The sequence below is a fragment of the Terribacillus saccharophilus genome (assembly GCF_046592895.1).
GTDB classification, from domain to species: domain Bacteria; phylum Bacillota; class Bacilli; order Bacillales; family Amphibacillaceae; genus Terribacillus; species Terribacillus saccharophilus_D.
Genome location: NZ_JAWVPU010000001.1, coordinates 1,050,288 through 1,067,951, shown reverse-complemented (window position 1 = coordinate 1,067,951; position 17,664 = coordinate 1,050,288). Strand labels below are relative to the sequence as shown.

The following is a 17,664-nucleotide window of genomic DNA, read 5'->3' as shown; positions in this document are numbered from 1 at the left end:
GAATATTCCGGAGCATTTTGCCGTTCAGCTTGCTTTTCTGCTGTTTGCAGGGGACAGCAATCGTTCGAACCAGCCCATGACAAAGTCGGCCATCACTGCCATAAGGGCTGTTGGAATAGCGCCTGCCAGTATGATTGCGCCTCCTTCAGCTGCATTCGTTCCTCGGACAATGATCGATCCTAATCCACCAGCACCAATGAATGTTCCGACTGTTGCAACACCAATTGCAATAACAAGTGCTGTACGTAAGCCGGCCATAATGACAGAAAGAGATAGAGGAAGCTCTACCATCCGCAATATTTGAAATCTGGTCATTCCCATAGCATGACCTGCTTCTTTTAACGTCTTATCAACACCAAGGATACCTGTGTACGTATTCTTTACGATTGGAAGAAGGGAGTATAGGAATAACGCCAGTATGACGGTATTCGTACCTAAACCCATCACCAGCATAAGTACAGCGAGCAGAGCGAGGGCAGGGATCGTCTGGATAACATTCACTAAGGAGATAACCCATGGACTGAGTTTGCTGTATCGGGCAATCAGGATACCGATCGGGATGCCGACAATGCTGGCAAATAATACACCATAGGCAGACATCAAGAAATGCCGGTAAAATTCAGTCCATACATAAGCTCCATTATCACTGTAATAGGTTACTAATTCTTTCAGTAAGTCCAATGTTCCGCACCTCCTTTATTCCTCTTCAAAGTAGTTATGAGCTTCCAAGTATTCTCTGGCAACAGTACTAGGTTCTTTTTTCTCGATATCAGCTTGATAATTCAATTCGACAATCGTATCATTATCAAATTTTCCTACCAGCTTCTGAAGGATATCATCGATTTCAGGATGCTCTTTCAGAAGTTCATTAGATACAACTGGGGAAGCATCGTAAGGAGGAAAGAAATGCTTATCATCTTCTAAAGTGGCTAAGTTGAATTGTTTTAACCTAGCATCGGTGGAATACGCTAAAACGGCATCCATCTTCTTGCTGTTCAAGGCTGAATAAACCAACCCGATCTGCATAGGGTAAACTTTATTGAATTCGAAGCCATATGCCTGCGTGAATTCGTCATAACCAATTCCCTCACGATTGATCCAGCTGTTATCAACGCCAAATTGGTATTTATCCGCAACTGGTGCAAGATCTGAAACCTTCTCCAATCCTTCTTGTTCAGCTACATCTTGTCTTACGGAAAGGACATACGTGTTATCGAAACCGTACGTATCATACCATTTCTGGTCGAACTGCTCTTGAAATTCCCGCTGGACGATTTCCATTGCCTCGTCAGGATCATTCACCAGATCCATATGGAGTGCACCGCTTAAGTCGGTTCCGGTATATCGAGCTGCAGAGATGTCCACATCCCCATTTACCATAGCCTGATGCATCACGATGGAAGATCCTAAGTTACCTACTATTTCGGCATTCAGATTTGTGTAATGTTCAATCATATACTTTTGGATATAACCGAGTGTCTGTGTTTCGGATGTGGTCACTGTACCTATCTTGATTGTTTCCCCTGATCCGCCGCCAAGACCTGGAAGCGAACAGCCAGCCAGAAGAAAGGCTGTCAACATACCAATCACGATCAGTTTGGATAACTTTTTCATTTTCGCTGTTGCTCCTTCCTATGCGGTTTCCTGCTGTGCGCTTCTAGTTGTCGGTGTCAGTTTCGTTTCGACCCTGCCCAGGATGAAATCAGCTAGCAGTGCCAAAATGGTAGAAGGGATTGCACCTGCTAAAATCAGTTCAGGCTGGTATAGATTCAGTCCATCAAAGATGAAATCTCCAAGTCCGCCGGCTCCAACAAATGATGCAAGTGTAGCCCAGCCAATAAGGTAGACTGTGGAAACTCTAATACCGGCCATGATGATGGGAATGGCAAGCGGCAATTCCACACTGAAAATGAGCTGTGAATTCGTCATACCCATGCCTCTACCTGCCTCCAGCAGATTTTTATCTGTATTTTTGATGCCAATGTAGGTGTTACGGAGAATCGGCAGCATGGAGTAGAAAAATAAGGCGACAATGGCAGGCACCTTACCTACGCCCAATATCGGAATGAAGAATGCCAGGATGGCAAGGCTGGGAAAGGTTTGAATGATGCTGATGATGCGGATGACTGTATCCGCCGCCCGCTCGAATCTTGTGAGCAGGATGCCGACTGGAACAGCGACAAGGATACCGAGCAGAACAGCAATCAAGGAAATATATAAATGCTCCCATGTCTTCAGGGCAAGTGTACTGCCTTGCTCCTGGATAAATTGAATCAATGCATCCATGTGATCTGTGCCTCCTTCTTAGTTGACATCCTCATCACCCCAAATAGAGTCATAGACTAGGTCAGCCAATGTTGCACGGGTGACGATACCCTTCAGTCGATTCTGCTCATCTACTACGGGTACATATTTCGTGTGTCTGCGAAGCATTTTTTGTATGGTATCTCGTATAAGGCTGTCCTCTTTCACTCGGTAAAGCTCTGTTTCGAAAATCTCACCGACAAGGGTGGTCTTCTTGCGGTTCTCTTCAATATCCTCGACGTCGATATAGCCTTCAAGTGTCTGATCTTCACCAATAACGAGCAAGGAATCCACTCGTTTTTCCTTCATGCGCTGGATAGCGGTAGATAATGTCTCTTCTTTGTAGACGGTTGCCGGTATCTTATTCATGATCTGACCGACTGTTTTTACGTCGGGTTTTGTTTGGATCAGGCGCTCTTTTCCGATGAAGGATTCAACAAATTCATTTGCAGGATTGCGAAGAATCTCATCAGGGGTATCCACCTGTACAATCTCTCCATCTCGCATAATGACAATGCGATCTGCGAGCTTGATAGCTTCATCCATGTCATGCGTGACGAAGACGATTGTTTTGCCCAGCTTTCTTTGCAGATTCTTGAATTCTTCCTGTAATCCGTCTCTTGTGATCGGATCCAGTGCGCCGAATGGTTCATCCATCAGGATGAGTGGCGGATTGGAAGCTAGTGCGCGTAATACGCCGATACGCTGCTGCTGTCCGCCGCTCAATTCCTGCGGATAGCGATCCAGGTATTCTTCGGGCATGTTGACTAGTTTGATCAATTCTTCTGCCCGCTCACGACGCTTTTCTTTTGACCATTGAAGCAGTTTGGGAACGAGTGTGATGTTTTCACTGATGGTCATATGCGGGAACAGCCCGATCTGCTGAATCACATATCCGATTTCCCTCCGCATTTGCACACGGTTTTGCTTCATGATATCTTTGCCATCGATCAGGATTCTTCCCTCAGTCGGCTCAATCAATCTGTTGACCATTTTCATGCTTGTCGTCTTACCGCAGCCACTCGGGCCGATGAAGCAAATAAATTCACCTTTCTCTATTTCCAGATTCAAATTATTCACTGCTTTTTTACTGCCGCTGTATACCTTCGTTACGTTCTCGAATGTCAGCACATGATAACCTCCTGTTTACGGTGCATATTTGTTGTCCGAAAAATCGAATGCAGTTTCGTTCCGGACGATTTCAGTAATATATTGCATCGTTTTCTGCATCGCCCTTTGTGGATCGTAGGAACGGCGATGGTTCAGCACATTATTGAACATTCCTTGCCAGATCAGGATAGTCAATTCATTGATGGCATCTACATTCTTTTCACTGATTTCCCCAGCCTCCAAAGCCAGCTCCAGGGCAGAGCGGCCGCGTTTTGACATGTTGCGCTCCAAAAGTGTTGAATGCAGTTCCTCTGGGATATTGATCAGATCCTTAGGGAATTTCGTGTAATATCGCTCCAGCATATTTTCCGGGCTATCGCCGAGATCCATGATGAAGATGGCATGAAATAGCTTTGGATAGCGGAATGAATATGTACAAAAGCATTCCCAAGCTAATAAATACTTTTCCAGAGGCTTATCGGATCGGTTCATATACACGACAACTTCATCGGTATAATCTTTCAGGAATGTCATGGAAGCAAAGAATATGAGATGGGATAGGTCAGAGAAGTAATTGTATATCGTAGCGCTATTGTAGCCTGCCCTATCTGCTACTTTCCTGATTGTAACTTTTTCTAATCCTTCTTCTTGGATGATATCTGCTGTCGCCTCCACGAAATATTTCCACATCCGGCTTTTCTGGATTTCCCTTTTGTTCATAGTGCTTTTTTGTCTCCTTTACATACGCGCTCGTGCTCGCCTCCCCGTGGTTGTTAAGTCGTAATCGCGTATGATATTATAATCAAAGTTAAAATATAATCATGATTACGAATTATAGCATAGTCAGGAAAGAATGCAAATTTGCCTAGGAAGGAAGATGGAGATGGTATTCAATGTCCGAGATACGCAGCTTAAAATAAAAACGACTTATCCGCATCAAGTGAAGGAGATACGTCATGTCTGGATTCCAATGCGTGATGGTGTGAAATTATCAGCGAGGATTTGGCTTCCTGAGGATGCAACTGAGACGCCGGTACCGGCAATCCTGGAATATATCCCATATCGGAAAGATGACTTCACCGCATTGCGCGACTCGATCCGCCATCCATATTTTGCAGGTCACGGCTATGCAAGTGTACGCGTGGACATACGAGGTAGCGGTGATTCGGAAGGCATTCTTTATGATGAGTATTTACCGCAGGAACAAGACGATGCAGAAGATGTTTTGAAATGGATAGCTAGTCAGCCGTGGTCGACTGGCAAGGTAGGAATGATCGGGAAGTCTTGGGGAGGATTCAATGGTTTGCAGGTTGCTGCCAGGCGCCCTGCCGAATTGAAAGCTGTCATCACCATCTGCTCGACGGATGATCGATATGCAGATGATGTGCATTATAAAGGCGGGGCAATGCTTGCTTCCGATATGCTTTGGTGGGCATCGACAATGTTCGCTTATAATGCAAGACCAGCAGATCCGGAAATCATCGGTGATAAATGGCGGGAAGACTGGATCCGGCGAATGGACAAGACGCCGCCCTTCGCTGAGGAATGGGTGCGTCATCAGCGCCGGGATGCTTATTGGAAGCATGGCTCTGTCAATGAAGATTATGCAGACATAGAAGTGCCGGTATTCGCTGTCGGCGGCTGGGCGGATGGCTATACAAATGCCATACCTCGTTTGCTGGAAGGCTTGGATGTACCGAAAAAAGGCTTGATTGGCCCTTGGGCTCATGAATATCCGGAAGTTGCCATACCTGGGCCTTCCATCGGATTCCTGCAAGAATGCTTGCGTTGGTGGGATTATTGGCTTAAAGATCAAGACACAGGCATCATGGAAGAGCCGATGCTGCGTGCCTGGATGCAGGAAAGTGTACCGCCTGAGGTGGAGTATGAGGAAAGACCAGGCCGATGGGTGGCAGAAACACAGTGGCCATCCCCAGTCATTGAGCAAAAGCCCTTGTACTTGGATGGCTCAGAGTTGAAAGATGAATCTTCTGCCGGTATGCCAGTCACTGTTGCAACCATGCAGCAGCATGGTCTTTACGCTGGAGTGTTTTGTCCATTTGGTCAGCCGGGCGATATGCCATCCGATCAACGTTTGGAGAATGGTTTTGCTACGGTATTCACTAGTGAACCCTTGAAAGAACGTATGGAGATACTCGGAGCAGTCAAACTGCAGCTGGAGATTTCTAGCGATCAGGAGCAAGCATTGGTGGCGGTTCGTTTGAATGATGTTGCTCCCAATGGAAGTGTTACACGTGTTACATGGGGCATGCTCAATTTGACACATCGTAACGGTCATGAGTTTCCGACAGATTTGATACCGGGGGAGAAAATCTCTGTAACAGTTCAATTAAATGACATTGCTCATGCTCTTCCGGCAGGTCATCGCTGGCAAGTGGCAGTCTCCCCAGCATATTGGCCGCATGCTTGGCCATCTCGGAAAGAAGCCACACTGACAATATATCCTGGTGATAATACGAAGCTGCTGCTTCCGATGAGGGAACCGCAAGCTATCGATGATGAGCTGTCTCCTTTTCAGCAGCCGGAAACAGCACCTGTTTTAGCAAAAAAGATTTTGCGTCCCGAAAGCCGTAAACGTCAAATTCAGTACGACACCGTGGAGAAAACCTGGATACTGGATGATTATTCAGACGAGGGTGCACGCAAACTTGCAGATAATGGATTGGAATACGGCAGTACAAACCGCAATGTCTACACAATCAAAGAAGGCGATCCCCTTTCTGCCAGTGTTCAATGTGATTGGACAATGGATATTGGAAGGGATGATTGGCAGACGCACTTGGATTTGTCCTGCAATATGTGGTGTGATGAGAAATACTTTTATTTAAAGCACGAACTCCATGCATTCGAGGGAGAAAAAGAAATCTTCACGAAGGAATGGAATGAAAAGATTGCTAGGGATTTTATTTAAGAGAAAAGCAGGCATCATCGGGATGCCTGCTTTATTTTTAGTTTATAGAAGTTAAATAACCGATAAGTTATTGAGTTTGCAACACATTTTTTTGGTTGTTTTTGGTATAACTTCATGCTAAAGTATAACTATCTTGTAAAACAATGTAGTTAGCTTCTTTTTTTACTTAACTACCTTGCTAAACAATATAGATGGGAGAAAGTCGAAATTGTCATCCAGTCAGTTATTAAAAGGCATTTTGGAAGGTTGTTTGCTAGCCATTATCGCTGAACGTGAAACGTATGGGTATGAAATGGTGGAAAAGCTTGCGGCGTATGGCTTCACGATGGTCAGTGAAGGCAGCATCTACCCATTATTATTACGCATGAAAAAGGAAGGACTCGTCGCAACGACAAGCAAGGCATTGCCATCCGGCGGACCAAAGCGCAAGTATTATCAGTTAACAGATGAGGGTTTGGCAGAACTCGATGATTTCAAGAAAAGATGGGCGGCAGTCTCGTCCAGTGTAGATAATATCCTGGGGAGGAATAAATCATGACATTATCAAAGGAAAGCCAGGCATTTCTTGATAACATGCGGCTTTATTTATTTTCCAGCAGTAAGAAGGAAGATGAAGTAGCTGAGTTAATGGAGGAACTGGAGGATCACTTAATTGAAGCAGAGCAGCATGGCAAAAGTGTTGAGCATATCATCGGGAAGTCTCCAAAAGCATACATGAAGGAAATTGAAGTAGAGGTAGAAACGGATAAGAAATTTTGGTTTCTAGTTGTGCCGCTAATCATGTTGAATGGCTTTGCCTATCTGATCATGAATAAAGCGCTGGAAGGTGATAGAGGTTATTCACTTCTTGTACTCATCGGAAATCCTATTGTATTCATTGTTACGATATTTCTGTTGTTCGGACTGTTTCGCTTTTTTGCTGCAAATAAAGTATCCAAGAAAGTGACCCTAACGCTTTATTTTCTGATGGGTATTGCACCCACTGCAATGTTCACAGGAATTTTCGTTGGAGATCTCTTCATTGAAACACCTATGCTCACAATCAGTCCGTTTCTGAATGCTTTAGTCATCATTGCTGCATGCATCGTTTTTATCGCTTCTGCAGTATATTGGAAAACGTGGATTTCTGTCATCGTACCAGCAGTACTATACCTACCCCAAATCGTTTTACGAAGTGTTGATATAAAAGAAGAAAGTGAGTTTTTCATTTTAATGTCAGTCTATATCATTCTGTCTCTCTCGCTGGCGGTATGGTACTTTAGACAAAATAAGAAAGAGGACTAACGCATGCCACGCATGCGTTTTTTATCTTGACTGGAAATTGACTTACATGTAATATATAGTTAACAAATGCAATGTATATATTACATGGGAGATCCTTTACATGAAGAATAGAGTGAAGTTCACGCGAATGGAACAGAAGATGACACAGGGACAGCTAGCCAGGCAAGTACGTGTCACCAGGCAGACAATCGGCTTGATCGAAAAAGGGGAATACAACCCGACGCTCCAGCTTTGTGTAGCGATAGCAAAAGCATTGGAAAAGACATTGGATGACTTATTCTGGGAGGTAGATTGAATGGAGAAAACATGGATTCGTTTTTTGCTGCCGGATGATGAGTATAAGCGAAGGACGATGCTTGTTTATTTTGCGGAAGCAGCTGTTTTACAATTGATAGCTGTTTTAGCGCTGCTTGTCATCTTACGTTTTGATTTTGTGCCTCCTTTAGATAGCGCGACCGTTCTAGTCGGGTTGATGATTGGTACCATGGCTTACATCTGGATTCGTTATATACTGTCAGGTATGGAGTTTGCCGAAATCATGACAGAAAAAGCTTATCGAAGAGAGCGAAAAGTAATTGCAATTAAATCAACGTCATTTCTAGTTATTATATGCATGAGTATTTCATTACTTTATATTTTTGGGGATCCTTCCGTTTCGTTAATAGAGGGGCTTATTTTCAGCTTCATCGCAGCATTACTGCTTTTCTTTACTAATTACGTTTCCTTAAGAAAGTCCTACCGTAAAAACCGCGAGTTAATAGACTGACCAATCCATGTCTCCCCGTCCGAGCACTGCGTCCTGCAGTGCTTTTTTATGTGCCGCGTATATGAATTTGTTTTGCCTTACGGGAAACAGTAGACAAGACGAAGGAGGAGTTTGGATGAAACTTCTTGGACAGCGGTTTACTATTCTTTCCCTTATGTTCTTATTATTCATTATTCCTGCAGAAGCATGGGCGGACGGAGATATCTATCCAACATTGAAGCAAGCGAAATCCCCAGCAGAAGCGGGCTTTTCAGAAGCTGGTTTAAAGAGAGTCGACGAATTGATCGAACAAGACGTAGCGAATGGGTTTCCAGGAGCATCGCTGATAATCATAAAAGACGGAAAAATAGTGAAGGATGCTCATTATGGTTACCGGCAAATTTATGATGGATTCGATAAGCTGAAAAATCCCCAAAAGGTGGAGAAAGAGACCTTATATGATCTTGCTTCCAATACGAAAATGTATGCTACCAACTTTGCGCTGCAGCATTTGGTTAGCGAGGGTGAAATCAGTCTGACGGATAAAGTCAGTGATCATATTCCGGAATTCAAGGATGAAGCAGATGCAGAGATCAAGGGGAAGGGCACGATTTTGATAAAGGATTTACTGCACCATCAAGCTGGTTTTCCAGCGAGCGTTAGCTTTCATAATCCGGATATTGCGGGCACACTCTATTCGCAAGACCGCGAGCGTACAATCAATCTTTTGCCCAAAGTGCCGCTTCAATATGACCCAGGAACAGATCATCTATACAGCGATATCGACTATATGCTTTTAGGCGCCATTGTGGAGAATGTAACAGGGGAAAGATTGGATACATATATGGCAGAAGCATTCTATGGGCCGCTTCGTTTGAAAAATACCATGTTCCATCCATTGAAGCATGGTGTGAAGGAGGAAAACATTGCAGCGACGGAGCGCCGTGGCAATACACGCGACGGATATGTGACTTTCCCGAATATCAGGACAGAGACAATCATCGGGGAAGTGCATGATGAAAAAAGCTATCATGCAATGGATGGTGTCTCCGGTCATGCCGGGCTATTTTCGACGACACAGGATATAGCGGTATTGCTGCAGGTTATGCTGAATGGCGGAGGTTATGGAAATAAGCATTTCTTTGATGAATCAGTTATCGAACAATTTACAAAAGGATCTTCTAGTGACGAGACATATGGACATGGGTGGCGAAGGAATGGGAAGGGAGGGAAGATGGATTGGATGTTTGGATCGTTGGCAAGCGACACAGCTTATGGACATACAGGCTGGACAGGCACAGTCACGATCATTGATCCGGAGTACAATCTAGGGATTGTCCTGCTGACGAATAAGAAGCATTCACCAGTTCTTGACCCGGACCAAAATAGAAACTCATTTGCTGGAGACGAGTATGATACAGGCAAATATGGTCCGGTCATCCAAGCGATTTATGAAGCGATAAAATAAGAAAACACGGTTCACGGACCGTGTTTTCAAGTTATGACGAGTGCGCGTCTTCCCATCGCATCATATATTCGGATAAAGTGATTTCTTTCCACTTTTACATGTTCTCCGCTTTTATCGGTTGATTCACAGTCATGAAAATAAATATATTGTGCATCGGTACCAGTGACGACAATGCAATGCAGCGGTCGGGGTGCTTGGACGACCTTTCCGGAAGGTGTATGCCAAGTGCGCTGTGTCGGCATGTCATGATGAATCGTAAACCACACTAAAACGGGATGATCATCTGCCACATGTTTTTCAATGACGTCAAATGCTTCACCATACAAAGCTAGACTGCCAGGGCGGTATTTATCGGCAACTTGCTTTAATGGATTGGGATTGATCGTGATGCCATTATCGAAAGGGTCGCCGACAAATCCGTCTTCCGGATCGCCCCATATACGGATCGATCCATCTTCATTACGTTGCACTTGGACATCATCCATCGGCACATCCCGGACCAATGTCAGTTTGTCGACAGCTGGTCCATAGTAGGATAATGCCATTGCCAGTGCTGTTATTTCACACCCGGATGGAAGCTCGGGTCGCTGCTTGATATACGGAACAGTCAACAGTTTCATAAGTACCTCCCCCGATCATTAACTAAAGCGGCTTTGTTCTTCCATGTCATTAGCATCTTCCCGTTTGATATAGGCTTCATAGAAGCTTGCGCGAGCAGCCTTATAATATGGATAAGTGAAAATGAGACCGAATGTTGTGATACTGGCTAATAGATACCAGCCGACAAAGCTCAACTGTAAGTAAAATAACTTGCCTCTGTTACCCTGCATCCGGCGCTTGCTTTCACTGATGGCTTCCATCGCGCTAAGGTCAGGTTCATCTCTCAATATGTAGACGGTTTGGGAATAGCTGTAATACTTCAGAATGCCAGGAATGATGAGCAGGAGAGACCATAAAGCCACCAAAACCAGCCTGATCACACCAAATGCAAATAACTTAGGGAAGTACTTAAAGCTAGTGAACATCAAAGCGACAGATGTGTGCTCTTTCCTTATAAGATGAAGGTACATCCAGCTTGTTCCTGCAAATAAGGGCATGAAGAATGTGTAACAGATGATATAGCCAATACCCACCATTATAAGTCCAGCAAAGCCTTCTTCATCCAATGCTGATAGAAGTAAATCGGAAGGATAAGCTAAAAGGATGGTGAAAATACTCAATACTATAATGATAAGAAATATAATAACGTATAACAGTATCCCGGCCCCAATAGCCTTTCCTGCCTTATATGACAGTCCATCCAATGCTTGTCGTTTTAAATCTGAATTGCGTACCATTATGTAAAACCTCCATGATAATAAATGGAAAATCATGTATTATCATATCATCAAAACAAGCGGTGAGAAGATGTTAAGGTTAAATATTCCAAAAATAATCAAATCTACCTAACTGTTAATTGAGCGCATCTGCTTATGCAACCAAAGGCAGATGTTGCCAGGGACCTAGTTTGATATAATGAATGGACAATAGCATAGATGACTCAAGGGTGGTCGGCTCACTTATCCCTCCAGGGAGGGAGGTGATGCCTCTGACAGTATTCGAGACGCTGACGCTGATGATTTCTTTCGGCACGCTCATTGTTGCGATCATGTCTGATAAAAACCAAAAAAAATAACCACCCTTGAGTGACAGCTCATGATGGGTAGGTTATTTTTCGCATTTGTGGGCCGATTCCTTTGAGGAATCCTTGCTATTGTTTGACCGTTTGGTGTTACCAGCACCAGACGGTCTTTTTTGTCGTTGTTATCTTATGCATATTTTAGCGTAAATAAACCTTATTGTCATGTGTTTTATCTGGTTTATAGTGTCCAATCCGGGGCGGAAGCGTGCTCGAGAGGATTTTGATCAATCCGTCCTTAAAGAACGTGTTTTAAAGATGCAAATCGATATATTCCCTACATCCACATTTCGATGACGTTCGTATCATCTTTATTTTAAGCTGAATATTGAAAGGGGAGAAGCAGATCATGATCCATAAAACAATACAGCCAAAAATCTTATATTACGGCAACCCTGTCATCCTGCTCACGACGATAAATGAGAACGGGACAACGAATATCAGTCCGATTTCATCTTCTTGGGCATTGGATCACTTGCTTGTCATCGGTCTTGGGACAGATGGAAAAGCATATGAAAACTTGAAGCAACGTGGCGAATGCGTGCTGAATGTACCGGGTCCCGAGCTCTGGGAGCATGTGGAGAAGCTTGCTGTGTGTACAGGAAAGGAAACCGTTCCACCAGGTAAAGCAGCATATGGATGTGTTTATGTGAAAGATAAATTCGAGGCTGCCGGTCTGAGGCGAAAAACTTCCGCAGTCGTAAATGCAGATGCTATAGCTGAATGTCCCTTACAGATTGAAGGGAAAATAAGATATATGAGAGAGCCGGAATATATGGAAGGCATTGTGATAACAGAGATCGAAGCTGTCGCCATTCATGCGCAAGAAGACATTTTAAAAGAAGAACATCATATTGACCCTCGTAAATGGAGTCCGCTGATTTACAACTTCCGCCACTACTTCGGGCTAGGAAAGGAACTTGGGAAGACAGCGCGAGCTTAACAAATCAACCCCCTCAACAAATGAATGAGGGGGTTCTGTTCATCTTATTCCACAGTCAATGCTTCAAGTGAATCGAGAATATGATCGATCAAATTCGGCAGATCCTCCATCTGATCTTCATTGATTTTTCGGTCAAAACGCACTTCCACGGTATTTTGGTAGTGTTTTTGCTGTTTATCATACACATACTGCAGTGTTTGTTCCGGGCGGGTCGGCGGTGTCCAGATTTTAGTCAGGATCGATTCGATGACAGGACATTCCGTGTCAGGACTTTCTACTGTCATATAAAAGAAAAGACGTAATCTGCAGCCGGGGTTCGTATCTGGTGCCTCCAATATTTCATCTGCTAAATCACGTAAAGATGCTTCCAAGCAGATTTCAGCAGTCACTTCCGCGTTTTCCCGAAGTGTCAGGCCAAGACGGAACTCACGTGACATGTCAGCCATTTCCATCCGGTCATGTCTGGATACGATCGTAATCTCTTCATCCACATTATCCAAATCATAAAGCTGATTCTCAAAAGCTACTTTCAAATTATCAAATACAGTAGGATCGAACATCTTGCAGGACCTCGCTTTGTCTAGATGAGAAAACTCTAGCATACACCCGGTATAGAAACAAACTTTACCCAAGGGTGCTAGTAAAAACAATGGGAATTCGTTACAATTTTAGGTGAGGAAATCGAGGTGACAAACGTGTTTAAGATACTGCTGATCGAAGACGACAAAAGTCTTTTCGAAGAAATAAAAACGCGGCTGACACAATGGTCGTATGAAGTATATGGGATTAAGGATTTCGGACATGTGATGGAAACATTCTCTGAGGTGCAGCCGGAACTTGTCCTGATTGATATCCAGCTGCCAAGCTACGATGGCTTTCACTGGTGCCGGATGATCCGGGCACATTCCAATGTGCCGATCATCTTCCTGTCTTCCCGGGATCATCCAATGGACATGGTCATGGCGATGCAGCTGGGCGGGGATGATTTTGTTCAGAAACCATTCCACTTCGAAGTGCTGATCGCAAAAATCCAAGCTATCCTTCGCCGTGTCTATAATTATAGTACGGATAAAGTGACATTGAAGACGTGGAATAGTGCGACAGTCGATTATGAAAAGAATGAAGTGGAAAATGATGCAGGAAAAGTGGAGCTTACAAAAAACGAAATGTTCATTTTGAAGCTCTTGGTAGAACAGAAAAACAAGATCGTTTCCCGTGAGAAACTGATCACAAGCTTATGGGATGATGAGCGGTTCATCAGTGATAATACATTGACTGTGAATGTGAATCGCTTGCGTAAGAAACTGGATGATATCGGTCTGGGACAGCAGATTGAAACAAAAGTGGGTCAAGGGTACTGTGCATTGGAGGCAGATAAGCCGTGATCCGGGTATTTCTTCGGGAAAAGATAAGCTGGCTCGGGATGTTTGTCTTGCTTTCCGGCTTGCTCCTGCTGATAGCTTACGTTGATACGACTATCCCGCTACCTTCTGTACTATACATATTACTGCTGTTTTGGCTGTTGTTCATCGTCTTTCTTTTCTTCCGTTATCATCGTGAAACGAGATATTACCGTGTCCTGAAAGATTGGGAAAAGAGTCTGGATACTTCAGGATTACCCGAACCAGATCGTCCTTATGAATATATCGTAGCTGAAAGTCTTCGGGAACAGATCAATTTCTTGCATCGCACTTCTTCCGATCGCCAGGAATCACTGGAGCGGGAAAAGGATGAATTGCTTTCCTGGATCCATGAAGTGAAAACACCGCTGACTGCCATGCAGCTGATCATCGAACGTGTGGAAGATCCGGTGTTGAAGCAGCAGCTGACATATGAATGGCTGCGTGTACACATGCTGCTGGATACCCAGATTCATCAAAAGCGGATCACCTTTATCGAAAATGACTTATTTATCGAGAAAATCGACTTACCTGCTGTCATCAGTCAGGAAATCCGTGCTTTACGCTCGTGGTGTATGCAAAAGGGAATCGGATTCGATTTGGAATTGCATGAAGATACGGCGCTGAGTGATACGAAATGGCTGACGTTCATTTTTCGGCAGCTGCTGTCCAATGCAATTAAGTATAGTGAGAATAGCGACATCTCCATAACAAGTGAGAAAACAGACGGACACGTACGAATCCATATTCAGGATCAAGGAATTGGTATCGATGCAAAAGACTTGCCGCGTATATTTGACAGAGGGTTTACCTCAACTATTCAACATGATAAAGCTGCCACCGGTATGGGGCTTTATTTGACTCAAAAGGCGGCTGAACCGTTAAAGATCAAAATAGATGTAGCATCTGACCTGGGAAAAGGCACTCGCATTACGCTCACTTTCCCTAAACGAAACGATATGGTCGGCATGACTGGCGTGTGACAGGATTGTCACACGCTTTTGCTCGTTTGTTAGCTGAAAAGCAGGAGCATATTCATGGGCATCCGTATACTTGAGGTAACAAATCAGACAAAGAGGTGCGAAACAATGAGGATTTTAGAAGCGACAAGAGTCCAGAAAAATTACGGAAATAAATTCAATAAACAGGAAGTGCTGCGAGGTGTAGATCTTAGCATCGAAGAGGGCGAATTTGTCGGCATCATGGGGTCATCCGGATCTGGTAAGACGACGCTGCTGAACGTACTTTCTTCCATCGATCGTACCAGTGGCGGAACGATTCTGATTCAAAATAATGAAATCACGAATATGAAGGAAAAGAAGCTGGCCGAGTTCCGGAAAAATCATCTTGGATTCGTCTTTCAGGACTATAATCTGCTGGATACACTGACAGTAAAAGAAAATATACTGCTGCCGCTTTCCATCAAGAAAGTACCCAAACAAGAAGCGAACCGGATGTTTACTGAAGTGGCCGATCAGCTAGGCATCACCGACATCCAAAATAAATATCCGAGTGAGATTTCCGGCGGGCAGAAGCAGCGAACGTCTGCTGCGCGTGCGTTCATCCATGAACCAAGCATCATTTTCGCTGACGAACCGACAGGGGCATTGGATTCCAAATCGGCTTCCGACCTGCTAAACAAGCTCAGCTCCTTGAATGTGAATCGGAAAGCAACCATCGTCATGGTCACGCACGATCCGGCAGCAGCCAGCTATTGCAGCCGCGTCATATTCATCAAGGACGGGCAGATTTACACGCAGCTGAACAAAGGCCAGCAAGAGCGACAAGTCTTCTTCAAAGACATCATGTCCACGCAAGGCGTGCTCAGCGGGGTGCAAGATGAGCGTTAATAGCTTGATACTTCGCAATCTAAAGAAAAATCTCCGGAATTATTATTTGTATGTATTCGCTTTGATTTTCAGCTCAGGTTTATACTTTGCTTTTGTAACCTTACAGTATGATAAATCGATGGATCCAGTGGAAGGATCGGTTAAAGGCGGGGCAGCTATCGCCACTGCTTCTGTGCTCCTTCTCTTCATCGTTGCTGTATTCCTGATGTATGCCAATACTATCTTCATCAAGCAACGCAGCAAGGAAATCGGTCTCTTCCAGTTGATAGGTATGACGAAGAATAGAATCTTCACGATATTGAGTGCGGAAAATGCCATTCTTTATTTTGGCAGTCTTGTTTTTGGAATCGTATTGGGCTTTATAAGCTCAAAGCTATTGATCATGGTCATGTTCAAGGCTACCGGCGTGGAGGGGATCGCTTCCTTGAATTTCTCTTCAAGGGCTCTGCTGCAGACAGTAATCGTATTCCTATGTATCTACTTGCTGATTATGCTGATGAATTTGCTTTTCATCAAACGCCAGACAATCTTGTCATTGTTCCACGTGAAATCAAAGACAGAACTATCAGCAAGAAAGCTGTCAGTTTTCCAAGTGATCATCGGAATTTGCGGTATTGTTTTAATTGCAGTGGGTTATCTTGTTTCAGGAAAGCTTTTTGATGGTGATTTCTCGTCTATGATCGAGCTATTTGGAGCTATGTTCTTCATCTTGTTTTCTGTCATTCTTGGAACGTACTTGTTCTATAAAGGCTCGGTTGCCTTTATCGTAAGTCTGATCAGAAAGCAAAAGGATGGTTACTTGAATATCAAACAGGTGCTGTCTCTTTCTACCATCATGTTCCGGATGAAATCCAATGCCACGCTGCTTACCATCATCACAACAGTGTCCGCACTGGCAATCGCATTACTTTCCTTAAGTTATATCACGTACTACTCTGCTGAAAAGATGGCGTATAACTATACAGGAGGAGCAGACTTCTCCTTGCTGACAGAAAAAGATGCGGAAACTTTCCGGCAGGCAATGGATGACAATGATATTGCGTACGCGGAAGATAAAGCAGAAGTGTACACTGTCCAGCTGGATATTGAAAACATCTTGCAGACGGAGCTGGAACTGAACTTCAATGCCTCTATGATGGATACGGCTGTGATCAGCGAGAAGGCAGCCGGGCAGGACGTGGAGCCGGATGAAGTGAAGCTGACTGGCTATAATGAATTGCTGCAGCGTTTCATGTCCTTGAAGGACGAAGGTGATGTCGTTGTCCATGGACAGGAATCAGAAACAGACCTGCATTACACTGGGATGGAAGATGAATATCCGATTTCCAACTATTACACCATGGGCGGTCTGCCGACGATGATTGTCGACGATACGCTGTTCCAGGAATTGAAGCAAGATATCAATCCAGATTTGAATCAAGGGTACCACTGGTATTTCGGATATACAATTGAAGATGATGAACAGCTGGAAAAAGCAAATGACTTGTTCCAAGGTCTGGATTTAGAAGCTAAGGAAGTCAGTGAATCCAGAATCGATGCTGCTCAAAGCCAGAAATCATCAATGGGCTTGACGCTATTCATCGTAGGCTTCCTCGGTCTGACATTCCTGATTACATCTGGTTGCATCCTTTACTTCAAACAAATGGATGAAGCAGAAAGCGAGAAACCGAATTATACGATTCTCCGCAAGCTTGGCTTCACGACAGCCGACCTTCGCAGCGGTATTCAGCGCAAGCAGCTTTTCAACTTTGGGATTCCGCTCGTCATCGGACTTTTGCATAGCTATTTTGCTGTCAGATCCGGCTGGTTCTTATTCGGTTCGGTGATGCTGACACCAATGATCATCGTGATGGTCATCTATACAGTATTGTATTCGATTTTCGGGATACTCTCGGTCGTTCATTACAACAAAGTCATCAAACAATCACTTTCATAAGGGGCTGCGTGCAG

At 44.2% G+C, this 17,664-nt stretch carries 20 protein-coding genes; 12 read left to right on the top strand and 8 right to left on the bottom strand.

Features of this window, described 5'->3' with window-relative positions; translation table 11 throughout:
- Nucleotides 1–24: 24 nt before the first annotated feature.
- The 5 genes from SFC66_RS05135 to SFC66_RS05115 are packed head-to-tail and all read right to left on the bottom strand — an operon-like array spanning nt 25 to nt 4,134.
- Complete coding sequence (locus SFC66_RS05135) at nt 25–681, bottom strand: ABC transporter permease (protein ID WP_411217615.1); 657 nt, start codon at nt 679–681, stop codon at nt 25–27.
- Nucleotides 682–696: 15 nt separating this feature from the next.
- Nucleotides 697–1,614: an osmoprotectant ABC transporter substrate-binding protein gene (locus SFC66_RS05130; RefSeq protein ID WP_411217614.1), complete on the bottom strand. Its 918-nt coding sequence runs from the start codon at nt 1,612–1,614 to the stop codon at nt 697–699.
- Nucleotides 1,615–1,632: 18 nt separating this feature from the next.
- On the bottom strand, nt 1,633–2,286 hold the full coding sequence (locus tag SFC66_RS05125; RefSeq protein WP_411217613.1) for an ABC transporter permease: 654 nt from the start codon (nt 2,284–2,286) through the stop codon (nt 1,633–1,635).
- Between the two features lie 18 nt (nt 2,287–2,304).
- Nucleotides 2,305–3,435: a betaine/proline/choline family ABC transporter ATP-binding protein gene (locus SFC66_RS05120; protein ID WP_411217612.1), complete on the bottom strand. Its 1,131-nt coding sequence runs from the start codon at nt 3,433–3,435 to the stop codon at nt 2,305–2,307.
- 15 nt (nt 3,436–3,450) lie between these two features.
- Complete coding sequence (locus SFC66_RS05115; protein WP_411217611.1) at nt 3,451–4,134, bottom strand: TetR/AcrR family transcriptional regulator; 684 nt, start codon at nt 4,132–4,134, stop codon at nt 3,451–3,453.
- Between the two features lie 163 nt (nt 4,135–4,297).
- Between SFC66_RS05115 and SFC66_RS05110 the strand changes: the two genes are divergently transcribed.
- From SFC66_RS05110 to pbp4b, 6 genes are all read left to right on the top strand, one after another.
- Nucleotides 4,298–6,346, top strand: a complete 2,049-nt coding sequence (locus tag SFC66_RS05110; protein WP_411217610.1) for a CocE/NonD family hydrolase — start codon at nt 4,298–4,300, stop codon at nt 6,344–6,346.
- Nucleotides 6,347–6,554: 208 nt separating this feature from the next.
- Nucleotides 6,555–6,884, top strand: coding sequence for a PadR family transcriptional regulator (locus SFC66_RS05105; protein ID WP_411217609.1), 330 nt, complete (start codon nt 6,555–6,557; stop codon nt 6,882–6,884).
- Nucleotides 6,881–7,630, top strand: a complete 750-nt coding sequence (locus SFC66_RS05100) for an HAAS domain-containing protein (protein ID WP_411217608.1) — start codon at nt 6,881–6,883, stop codon at nt 7,628–7,630. The genes SFC66_RS05105 and SFC66_RS05100 overlap by 4 nt, the downstream gene beginning before the upstream one ends.
- A 100-nt stretch (nt 7,631–7,730) precedes the next feature.
- A complete protein-coding gene (locus tag SFC66_RS05095; RefSeq protein WP_411217607.1) occupies nt 7,731–7,925 on the top strand; it encodes a helix-turn-helix transcriptional regulator in 195 nt (64 codons plus the stop codon).
- Entirely contained in the window at nt 7,926–8,396 is a 471-nt protein-coding gene (locus SFC66_RS05090) for a hypothetical protein (protein WP_411217606.1), read from the top strand. It abuts the gene before it with no gap.
- Nucleotides 8,397–8,550: 154 nt separating this feature from the next.
- Complete coding sequence (gene pbp4b / locus SFC66_RS05085; protein WP_411217760.1) at nt 8,551–9,843, top strand: penicillin binding protein PBP4B; 1,293 nt, start codon at nt 8,551–8,553, stop codon at nt 9,841–9,843.
- Nucleotides 9,844–9,869: 26 nt separating this feature from the next.
- Here pbp4b and SFC66_RS05080 read toward each other — a convergent pair whose 3' ends face one another.
- Nucleotides 9,870–10,463, bottom strand: coding sequence for a C39 family peptidase (locus tag SFC66_RS05080; RefSeq protein ID WP_411217605.1), 594 nt, complete (start codon nt 10,461–10,463; stop codon nt 9,870–9,872).
- An 18-nt stretch (nt 10,464–10,481) separates the two neighbouring features.
- Nucleotides 10,482–11,180, bottom strand: coding sequence for a DUF975 family protein (locus SFC66_RS05075; protein WP_411217604.1), 699 nt, complete (start codon nt 11,178–11,180; stop codon nt 10,482–10,484).
- Nucleotides 11,181–11,425: 245 nt separating this feature from the next.
- On the opposite strand from SFC66_RS05075, the gene SFC66_RS05070 reads away from it, so the two are divergent.
- Nucleotides 11,426–11,518, top strand: coding sequence for a putative holin-like toxin (locus SFC66_RS05070; protein WP_233134979.1), 93 nt, complete (start codon nt 11,426–11,428; stop codon nt 11,516–11,518).
- A gap of 352 nt (nt 11,519–11,870) precedes the next feature.
- Nucleotides 11,871–12,464: a flavin reductase family protein gene (locus tag SFC66_RS05065; RefSeq protein WP_411217603.1), complete on the top strand. Its 594-nt coding sequence runs from the start codon at nt 11,871–11,873 to the stop codon at nt 12,462–12,464.
- A gap of 44 nt (nt 12,465–12,508) precedes the next feature.
- Here SFC66_RS05065 and SFC66_RS05060 read toward each other — a convergent pair whose 3' ends face one another.
- The gene (locus tag SFC66_RS05060) at nt 12,509–13,024 is read right to left on the bottom strand and encodes a hypothetical protein (protein ID WP_411217602.1); all 516 of its coding nucleotides are present in this window, start codon (nt 13,022–13,024) and stop codon (nt 12,509–12,511) included.
- A 135-nt stretch (nt 13,025–13,159) separates the two neighbouring features.
- Between SFC66_RS05060 and SFC66_RS05055 the strand changes: the two genes are divergently transcribed.
- The 4 genes from SFC66_RS05055 (at nt 13,160) to SFC66_RS05040 (ending at nt 17,650) form a co-directional block, all read left to right on the top strand.
- Nucleotides 13,160–13,849 (top strand): response regulator transcription factor, encoded by a 690-nt coding sequence (locus tag SFC66_RS05055; RefSeq protein ID WP_411217759.1) that lies wholly within the window; start codon nt 13,160–13,162, stop codon nt 13,847–13,849.
- Nucleotides 13,846–14,847, top strand: a complete 1,002-nt coding sequence (locus SFC66_RS05050; RefSeq protein WP_411217601.1) for a sensor histidine kinase — start codon at nt 13,846–13,848, stop codon at nt 14,845–14,847. The genes SFC66_RS05055 and SFC66_RS05050 overlap by 4 nt, the downstream gene beginning before the upstream one ends.
- A gap of 105 nt (nt 14,848–14,952) precedes the next feature.
- Nucleotides 14,953–15,714, top strand: coding sequence for an ABC transporter ATP-binding protein (locus SFC66_RS05045; protein ID WP_411217758.1), 762 nt, complete (start codon nt 14,953–14,955; stop codon nt 15,712–15,714).
- The gene (locus SFC66_RS05040; protein WP_411217600.1) at nt 15,704–17,650 is read left to right on the top strand and encodes an ABC transporter permease; all 1,947 of its coding nucleotides are present in this window, start codon (nt 15,704–15,706) and stop codon (nt 17,648–17,650) included. Before SFC66_RS05045 ends, SFC66_RS05040 begins: the two co-directional genes overlap by 11 nt.
- Nucleotides 17,651–17,664: the final 14 nt, after the last annotated feature.

What these genes read in the sequence shown, in the direction of transcription:
- SFC66_RS05095 (WP_411217607.1), top strand. Translation starts at nt 7,731, where the DNA reads ATGAAGAATAGAGTGAAGTTCACGCGAATGGAACAGAAGATGACACAG.
- SFC66_RS05060 (WP_411217602.1), bottom strand. Translation starts at nt 13,024, where the DNA reads ATGTTCGATCCTACTGTATTTGATAATTTGAAAGTAGCTTTTGAGAAT.
- SFC66_RS05080 (WP_411217605.1), bottom strand. Translation starts at nt 10,463, where the DNA reads ATGAAACTGTTGACTGTTCCGTATATCAAGCAGCGACCCGAGCTTCCA.
- SFC66_RS05125 (WP_411217613.1), bottom strand. Translation starts at nt 2,286, where the DNA reads ATGGATGCATTGATTCAATTTATCCAGGAGCAAGGCAGTACACTTGCC.
- SFC66_RS05115 (WP_411217611.1), bottom strand. Translation starts at nt 4,134, where the DNA reads ATGAACAAAAGGGAAATCCAGAAAAGCCGGATGTGGAAATATTTCGTG.
- SFC66_RS05090 (WP_411217606.1), top strand. Translation starts at nt 7,926, where the DNA reads ATGGAGAAAACATGGATTCGTTTTTTGCTGCCGGATGATGAGTATAAG.
- SFC66_RS05045 (WP_411217758.1), top strand. Translation starts at nt 14,953, where the DNA reads ATGAGGATTTTAGAAGCGACAAGAGTCCAGAAAAATTACGGAAATAAA.
- SFC66_RS05110 (WP_411217610.1), top strand. Translation starts at nt 4,298, where the DNA reads ATGGTATTCAATGTCCGAGATACGCAGCTTAAAATAAAAACGACTTAT.
- SFC66_RS05070 (WP_233134979.1), top strand. Translation starts at nt 11,426, where the DNA reads ATGCCTCTGACAGTATTCGAGACGCTGACGCTGATGATTTCTTTCGGC.
- SFC66_RS05075 (WP_411217604.1), bottom strand. Translation starts at nt 11,180, where the DNA reads ATGGTACGCAATTCAGATTTAAAACGACAAGCATTGGATGGACTGTCA.
- pbp4b (WP_411217760.1), top strand. Translation starts at nt 8,551, where the DNA reads ATGTTCTTATTATTCATTATTCCTGCAGAAGCATGGGCGGACGGAGAT.
- SFC66_RS05130 (WP_411217614.1), bottom strand. Translation starts at nt 1,614, where the DNA reads ATGAAAAAGTTATCCAAACTGATCGTGATTGGTATGTTGACAGCCTTT.
- SFC66_RS05065 (WP_411217603.1), top strand. Translation starts at nt 11,871, where the DNA reads ATGATCCATAAAACAATACAGCCAAAAATCTTATATTACGGCAACCCT.
- SFC66_RS05040 (WP_411217600.1), top strand. Translation starts at nt 15,704, where the DNA reads ATGAGCGTTAATAGCTTGATACTTCGCAATCTAAAGAAAAATCTCCGG.
- SFC66_RS05100 (WP_411217608.1), top strand. Translation starts at nt 6,881, where the DNA reads ATGACATTATCAAAGGAAAGCCAGGCATTTCTTGATAACATGCGGCTT.